This window comes from Marilutibacter maris (assembly GCF_006546735.2).
Taxonomy (GTDB): domain Bacteria; phylum Pseudomonadota; class Gammaproteobacteria; order Xanthomonadales; family Xanthomonadaceae; genus Marilutibacter; species Marilutibacter maris.
Map to the genome: position 1 here is coordinate 1 of NZ_VICD02000269.1, position 7244 is coordinate 7244.

Annotated in this window: 9 protein-coding genes, 1 tRNA gene and 1 other RNA gene; 4 read left to right on the forward strand and 7 right to left on the reverse strand. The window is 71.1% G+C overall.

The annotated features are described in order from the left end of the window. The first annotated feature begins 335 nt into the window (after positions 1 to 335). Positions 336 to 428 (forward strand) — tRNA-Ser (locus tag FKV24_RS15470). 73 nt (positions 429 to 501) lie between these two features. Next, positions 502 to 598, forward strand: an RNA gene (ffs, locus tag FKV24_RS15475) — signal recognition particle sRNA small type. An 81-nt stretch (positions 599 to 679) separates the two neighbouring features. On the opposite strand, the gene FKV24_RS15480 is transcribed toward ffs, so the two are convergent. From FKV24_RS15480 to FKV24_RS15510, 7 genes are all read right to left on the reverse strand, one after another. After that, on the reverse strand, positions 680 to 1720 hold the full coding sequence (locus FKV24_RS15480; protein ID WP_141483029.1) for a YncE family protein: 1041 nt from the start codon (positions 1718 to 1720) through the stop codon (positions 680 to 682). A 20-nt stretch (positions 1721 to 1740) separates the two neighbouring features. Next, on the reverse strand, positions 1741 to 2169 hold the full coding sequence (locus tag FKV24_RS15485; protein WP_141483030.1) for a molybdenum cofactor biosynthesis protein MoaE: 429 nt from the start codon (positions 2167 to 2169) through the stop codon (positions 1741 to 1743). Positions 2170 to 2303: 134 nt separating this feature from the next. Further along, a complete protein-coding gene (locus FKV24_RS15490; protein WP_141483031.1) occupies positions 2304 to 2552 on the reverse strand; it encodes a MoaD/ThiS family protein in 249 nt (82 codons plus the stop codon). After that, positions 2552 to 3040 (reverse strand): cyclic pyranopterin monophosphate synthase MoaC, encoded by a 489-nt coding sequence (gene moaC, locus FKV24_RS15495; protein WP_425481656.1) that lies wholly within the window; start codon positions 3038 to 3040, stop codon positions 2552 to 2554. Before moaC ends, FKV24_RS15490 begins: the two co-directional genes overlap by 1 nt. Before the next feature lie 95 nt (positions 3041 to 3135). After that, complete coding sequence (gene moaA / locus FKV24_RS15500; protein ID WP_141483033.1) at positions 3136 to 4212, reverse strand: GTP 3',8-cyclase MoaA; 1077 nt, start codon at positions 4210 to 4212, stop codon at positions 3136 to 3138. Beyond that, positions 4209 to 4967, reverse strand: coding sequence for an MBL fold metallo-hydrolase (locus FKV24_RS15505; RefSeq protein ID WP_141483035.1), 759 nt, complete (start codon positions 4965 to 4967; stop codon positions 4209 to 4211). The genes moaA and FKV24_RS15505 overlap by 4 nt, the downstream gene beginning before the upstream one ends. Positions 4968 to 4995: 28 nt before the next feature. After that, positions 4996 to 5745: a 3-deoxy-D-manno-octulosonic acid kinase gene (locus tag FKV24_RS15510; RefSeq protein WP_111266075.1), complete on the reverse strand. Its 750-nt coding sequence runs from the start codon at positions 5743 to 5745 to the stop codon at positions 4996 to 4998. A 40-nt stretch (positions 5746 to 5785) separates the two neighbouring features. On the opposite strand from FKV24_RS15510, the gene FKV24_RS15515 reads away from it, so the two are divergent. Both FKV24_RS15515 and FKV24_RS15520 read left to right on the forward strand, forming a co-directional pair. Further along, positions 5786 to 6883, forward strand: coding sequence for a glycosyltransferase family 9 protein (locus FKV24_RS15515; protein WP_170288337.1), 1098 nt, complete (start codon positions 5786 to 5788; stop codon positions 6881 to 6883). Next, positions 6883 to 7233, forward strand: a complete 351-nt coding sequence (locus FKV24_RS15520) for a hypothetical protein (protein WP_141483034.1) — start codon at positions 6883 to 6885, stop codon at positions 7231 to 7233. The genes FKV24_RS15515 and FKV24_RS15520 overlap by 1 nt, the downstream gene beginning before the upstream one ends. The last annotated feature ends 11 nt before the right edge of the window (positions 7234 to 7244 follow it).

A 7244-nucleotide genomic window follows, 5' to 3' on the forward strand; every position in this document is an offset into this window, starting at 1 on the left:
GGCAGGTCGCCGCTGCCGGCTGACCGTCATAGTGTGCCATGCCCGTCCAGTCCCACCGAGCACATGCGCAAACGACGGTGCCGGCCCGGCGCCCGATCGCGCGGCGAGACCGCGGCGATTCGGGCCCGGAGTCGCGACCGCGGCAGGTCGTCGCGCCGCCGGCCTTCGCAAGTGCTTGATCCGGCAAGACCGCCGTCGGCAGGCGCGCGCCCCGGGCCGCGGCCGCGACCGGACTTGATGAACCGCCGTTTCGTCTCGCTTGTGGCAAGCTCCCGCCAGCGTTAGACTTTGCGCCCCCTGCGGAGCGGCCCAGCGCCACACCGTTCGGGTCCAGCGGAGAGGTGTCCGAGTGGTTGAAGGAGCACGCCTGGAAAGTGTGTAAGCGTCTAAACCGCGCTTCGGGGGTTCGAATCCCCCTCTCTCCGCCATATTCAAAGCGCCCCATCCTGCCGCCGCGCGTCGCGCGATCCGGCCGGAGGGGGACGCGTCTCCATGGTGGCCCCGTCGGCCCCTCGCGACGCTAGATCGAAAACTCCGCCAGGGCCGGAAGGCAGCAACGGTATCGATCGACGCGGGCGCCGAGGATCGTTGGCGGGGCCGCCGCCTTTCCGGCTCCCGGAAGCGTGCCGCCCGTCCGCCTGCGGGGATGGTCTCGATGGGCGCCCTGCTCGACGGGCGCCTACTCAACGACCCCCAGCGCATCCGGCTCGCGACCGGTGCGCCAGCGCTCGATCACCTGCCAGGTGCCGGTGTCGACCACCGCGATCTCGTCGGCGCCGCTGATCGCGACATAGACGCGCGGACGCGTCGGGTCGGCGATCACGCCGATCGGCAGCGCAGCGCGCCCCAGCAGGGTCTCCTGGTAGCGCTCGTCGTCGCCGGCCAGGCCGATCGTCGCCACCCGCTTCCTGCTGTCGGCGTCGAACACCGCCAGTTCGGCGGCGCGCGCATTGGTCACCAGCGCGTGGCGCGCATCGGCGGTGAACACGACCCGGATCGGGAAGCCCTTGCTCTGCAGCGTGTGCGTGACTTCCAGGGTGTCGGGATCATGGACGGTCACCGTGTCCGCGGCGCGATTGCTGACCCACAGTTCGCCATGGCCGCGCCGGTATGCGATCCCTTCGGCGCCCTCGCCGCTGGCCCGCTCGCCGGTCTTGCGCGCCCGCTTCAGGTCGATCCGGCTGACCGTGCCGGCGGCGATCTTGCTGACATAGGCGACTTCGCCGTCGTCCGACAGCGCGACCATGTGGCCCATGCCGTCGCCGACGTCGATCGCGGCCTCGACCGGGTCGTCGCCGCTTCCGGCATCCAGATCGACGACGAGCAGCGAGCCGGAGTCCTCGGTGGTCACCGCCACCCGCCGGTTGCCGGGCAGGAAACGCAGGCCATGCGGTCTACCGTGGTCGCCCAGCTCGATGGTCCGCGCAGCGGCGCCATCGACCAGGTCGAGCACGGTCAAGGTGTGTCCCGGCGTACGGCCACCGTAGTTGGTGACCACCGCACGGCGGCGGTCGGGGCTGACCGCGATCTCGTGCGGACCGGCACCGGTTTCCGCCACCGCGGTGCGCCGCCCGTCCTCCAGCGACAGGAACCAGACCGTGTCGGCCGACTTGTTGCCGACCAGCAACTCGCCGGCCGCCGCAGGCGCCAGTGCGGCGACGGACAGCGCCAGGGCGAGTACCGGGAACCGGCGAGGCGGGATTCGGGAATGCGTCCGCATGATCGACTCCTTGGTCGGCTTCAGGGGTGCAGCCAGCCCACCCCACCGTCGAGGTAGCGCTCGTGCTTCCAGATCGGCACCCGCGCCTTCACCTCGTCGATGATATAGCGGCAGGCGCCGAACGCGGCGTCGCGGTGGGCGGCGCTGACCCCGACCCAGACCGCCAGCTCGCCGACCCTCAATTCGCCGTACCGGTGCACACAGCAGGCATCGACGATCTCGAACCGTTCCAGCGCCTCCGCGATCACCGCCTCGCCCTCGCGCTCGGCCAGCGCCGGGTAGGCCTCGTAGAACAGGCCGCTCACCGCGCGCCCCTGATGGTGGTCGCGCACCCAACCTTCGAAGCTGGCATAACCGCCGGCGCGATCGTCCAGCAGCGCCCCGCGCAGCGGCGCGATGTCGAAGTCTTCTGCGGCGAGTCGAAAGCGCGGGGGCATGTCACTGTGCATCGTTGCTCACTTTCACGGATCCGGAGTCGGGGGCGTTGCCGACAGCAGCAACGGCGCCGGCCCTGTTCTTAGCGCCGCCCTCCATGGCCGGGCGTTCGCGGCGACGCGAGCCAGTGGCTCGCCGGCGTCTTCGCTCAGCCACCGCTGACCGGCGGAATGAAGGCGACCTCGCTGCCGGTCTGGGGCGCATCCTCCCAGCGCGCAAACGCGCCATCGACCGCGACCCGCAGGCGCTCGACCGGAAACGGCAAGCCGTGGCAGGCCTGCAGGTGCTCGTAGACCTCGCGCAGGCTGGCGGCGTCGGTCTGCACGGTTTCCTCGGCGCGGCCGGCGGCCTCCCGCAGGCTGGCGAAATACAGCACGGTCAGACGCACGCTCCGCATCACACCGTCCCCACATCGCGACGTCCGCCGCGCTTGCCCAGCAGCCTGGCCGGGCCGAGCACGATGCGGTGCGACAGCGCCTTGCACATGTCGTAGACGGTCAGCGCGGCGACGGTGGCGCCGGTCAACGCCTCCATCTCGACCCCGGTGCGCCCGGTCGTGCGCACGCTGCACTCGATCCGCAGCACCCGCTCGCCGTCCCAGTCGATGGCGATCCTGCATCCGTCGATCGGCAACGGATGGCAGAACGGGATCAGCTCGGCGGTGCGCTTGACCGCCATCGTGCCGGCGATCACCGCGGTATCGACGATCCCGCCCTTGGCGCTGCGCAGGCCGCTGGCGCGCAACTGGGTCGCGACCTCGGCCGGAAACCTGACCCGGCACTCGGCCCGCGCCTCGCGCGCGCCGACCGCCTTGTCGGAAACATCGACCATCGCCGGACGGCCGTCGCTGTCGATATGACTGAGTTTGCGCGGTGATCGGGGCATGGCGTCCATTATGGGCCAACTTCGATCCGGTTCGATCGGACCCGGGATGCGATGGTCGGCGGCGTTGGATTCCCCGCCCCTGCGGCACGGAGGCCTCAGCCGCCGATCAGGTACATCTCGACGTGCTTGCGCGATGCGCCGCGGCTGCCGCGCAGTTCGCTGTAACGATCCTCGCGTCCGCTCCAGATCGCCGTCGCGGCCGCGACCAGCGCATCCTCGCCGGCCGCCAGCGCCGGACGCAGGTCGTGGCCGGTGCCGGCGAACAGACAGGTGTACAGCTGCCCATCGGCGGAGATACGGGCGCGATGGCAGTCCCCGCAGAACGGCGCGCTGACCGAGCTGACGAAGCCGACTTCGCCGCCACCGTCCTCGAACGCGTATCGCGACGCCACCTCGCCCACGTAATGGGGATCCAGCGGGCGCAGCGGCCAGCGCGCATGGATGCGGTCGCGCAGTTCGGCCGACGCCACCACCTGCTCGTGGCGCCACTGGTTGCAGGTACCCACGTCCATGTACTCGATGAAGCGCACCACGATGCCGCTGCCACGGAAGCGTTCCAGCAGCGGCAGCACCTGCTCGTCGTTGACGCCGCGCTGGACCACGCAGTTGATCTTGATGGTGTCGAACCCGGCCGCGCGCGCGGCGTCGATCCCGGCCAGCACGTCGGCGACCTCCCCGCGCCCACCGGACATCGCCCGGAACACCGACGGATCGATCGCATCGAGACTGACCGTGACCCGCCCCAGGCCGGCCTCGCGCAGGGGCCGGGCCTGCGCCGCCAGCAACGCGCCGTTGGTGGTCAGCGCGATGTCGTCCAGTCCCTCGATCGCCGCCAGCCGCGCGACCAGCGCCGGCAGGCGCTTGCGCAGCAGCGGCTCGCCGCCGGTCAGGCGCAACTTGCGCACGCCGAGACGGACGAAGCCGCGCACCAGGGTCTCGATCTGGTCGAAGTCCAGGCGCCCGGCCGCGTCCAGCCCGTGATCGTCGGCAATGCGATCGGCCGGCATGCAGTAGGGGCAGCGGAAGTTGCAGGCCTCGATCAGCGACAGGCGCAGGTCGCGGATCGGACGACCGCGGCGGTCGAGCACGGCATCGCCCCGCGGGCGGGTGGTGCCGGAGGATCCGAAGGCTTCCCTGCCGTCAGCCGCAGCGGACGGACGCTGGACGCTCATACATGCTCCACCGGCAGGGCGCTCGGCGACCTCAACGGAATCGTCGCGCCGGGCCGGGCGATCCGGTAGCCCCGACGTTCCAGCAGCTCGCCATCGGCGCGGCTGGCGTAGTGGTAGAACACGCAGCGCGCCAGCAGTCCGGCCGAATACTCGCGCTCGAGATCGTCGATGCCGCTGTGCGAGGGATTGCCCTCGACCGCGCAGTCGTGCGCGATCAGCTCGTCCTGGTCGGCCCAGCGCGCGAGCTGCTCCGGGATCGGACGGGTGTCGCCGGTCCAGACCAGGCTGCCGCGCAGGCGCAAACCGAACGACGTGTCGGGCCAGTGATGGCGGGTCGCGAACACCTCCAGGCGTTCGCCCTCGTGCCAGAACGCGGCACCGACCGGCACCACCTGGAACGCATCCCAGAAGTTCACCCCGCCCTCGGCCAGGGCGTTGGGATAGTCGCCGACCCGCTGGTGCAGCAGCGGCACCAGCGGCGCCGGCACATAGACGCGGGTGCGCCCGCGCCACTGCGGGTCGAACCAGCTGTCGACGAACAGGCGCTCGAAGCCGGCGACGTGATCGAGATGGACATGGGTGATGAACAAGGCGCGCGGCGGATGGCCGTAGTGATCGAGAAACGCGGTCAGGCCCTCGGCACCGCAATCGATGGTCAGCCACGGCGCGCCGGCGCGCTCGATCGTCGCCATCGCCGAGCCCAGCTCGACGGCGGCGGCATTGCCGACGCCCTGCAAACGCAACCGCCACGCCATCCCGTCGTCCCTGTCGTCCATGCCTGCCTCAATAGCCACGAGCCCACACCGCATCGTACGCGCTTCGCAGACGTCCATAGTCGTGCTCGACCTCGGCGATCGGGCGCTCGCCGCGCAGCTTGAGCAACGACCGTCGCAGGCGCTTGAGGTTGCGCTCCCGCCACCCGGTCGCCGGAATCCGCAGCGCGCCGCGATCGAGATCGATCACCCAGCCCTTGCCGGCGCCGTTGAACAGCAGGTTGTGGGCATTGAGGTCGGCATGGTCGAGACCGACCCGATGGCTCCTGGCGACCAGTCGACCGGCCTCCTCCCAGGGGGCCTGCGCGGCGGCCTCGCTGGCGCGGTCGGCGAGCGAGGCCACGCCCTCGATCCGGTCGAGCAGGATCGCGGCTTCGTAGTACATGCCGACACGCCGGTAGTAGGCGGCGATCGGCCGCGGCACCGGCAGGCCGCGCCGCGCGACCGCGCGGGTCAGGCGGAACTCGGCGAAGCTGCGGGTGCGGCGCGCGCCGTGCCACAGGTAGCGGTCGCGGCTGAGCCTGGCCGCCATCCCGCCACGCAGGTACCGTCGCAGCAGGGCCGGACCCAACGGCATGTCGATGAACCAGGCGCCGCCACGACCGCCGCTGGCGACCGGACGCGCGGCCTCGCCCCAGTGATCGGGCGAGAACCATTCGGGTCTGACTTGTCGGGTGCGCTCCAGGTCGAACAGAATCGCGCCGTAGCCGCTGTCGTCGCGGAAAGGCGTCAGGCCTTCGGTGGCGTCGTATCCGGTCATCGTCTGGAGTCTAACAATTCAAACGTCACCTTCATCCGACATCCGCCCACCCGAGTCGATCTGCCTGTTGAGGCTGTCGGCACTGGGAGACGTCACCCACGTGCTGCCGCTGGTCCACACCCTGCGCGACGCCTGGCCGCAGGTCCGGCTGGCCTGGGTCATCGGCCGCGGCGAACGCCGCCTGCTGGACGGCCTGGCGGGGGTGGACTTCTTCGAGTACGACAAGAAGACCGGGGTCGCCGGCATGCGCGCCCTGCGTCGGGCGCTGCGCCAGTCCCTGGGCACGGCCGGGCGTTTCGATGCCCTGCTGCACATGCAGCTGGCGGCGCGCGCGAACCTGCTCTCGGGCTTCGTGCCCGCGCGCCGCCGGGTCGGCTACGACCGCCTGCGCTCGAAGGAACTGCACGGCCTGTTCGTCAACGAGCGCATCGCCGCCACGACCGGTCCGCAGGCGTCGGGACCCCACGTGCTGGATGTGCTGGGCAGCTTCTGCGAGCCGCTGGGACTGCGCCGGGAGCGGGTGCGCTGGGACCTGCCGGTGCCCGCCGACGCCCGCGAGTGGGCCGCCGCGCAATGGCCGGCCGACGGCACTCCGACCCTGCTGATCTCGCCGTGCTCCAGCCACGCGCTGCGCAACTGGCGCGCCGAGCGCTACGCCGCGGTCGCCGACCATGCCGCCTCGCAAGGCTGGCGGATCGTGCTGTGCGGTGGCCGCAGCGCGCTGGAGCGGGAGACCGCCGACGCGATCGCCGCGACGATGACGCAGCCGGTGCTCGACCTGGTCGGCAAGGACACCCTCAAGCAGTTGCCGGCCCTGCTCGAACGCGCCGACCTGGTGATGTCGCCGGACTCGGGGCCGATGCACATCGCCAACGCGATGGGCACCCGGGTGCTGGGCCTGCACGCGGCCACCGACCCCAACCGCAGCGGCCCCTACAGCGAGCGCCGCTACTGCGTCGACCGCTACGACGCCGCCGCGCGCCGCTACCGGGGCCGTCCGGCCGCCGAATTGCGATGGGGCAGCAAGATCGAACACGAGGGCGTGATGGACCTGATCACGGTCGAGGACGCGATCGCCGCGTTCGAGCGCTTCCGCGACGACCATCCGCAGATCGCCGGCACCGCAGGAGGACACTGATGGCTTCATGGTTCACGGTGATGGCGCCACTGCTGCCGGAATTGATCCGCGCGGCGCGGCCCATCTTCACCCGCAATGCGGAACCCTCCCAGGTCCCCAAGCAGATCGCCGAGCTGCAGGACGCAGTGCTGCACAACGATCATTCGATCAAGACCGTCGCACGGGAGATGGAGCAGACCCTGTCGGCCCTGACCCAGGCGTCGCAGGAGCTGGAAACGACCCTGCACGGCCTGCGCCACAGCCAGGTGCAGCTGGAACGGCGCCTGCGCCGGGCCAACACCGTGGCCGTGGTGGCGGTCACCGCCGCGCTGCTGGCGTTCGCGGTCGCCGCCTACGCGCTGGCCCGCTGAGCCTGCCGGCG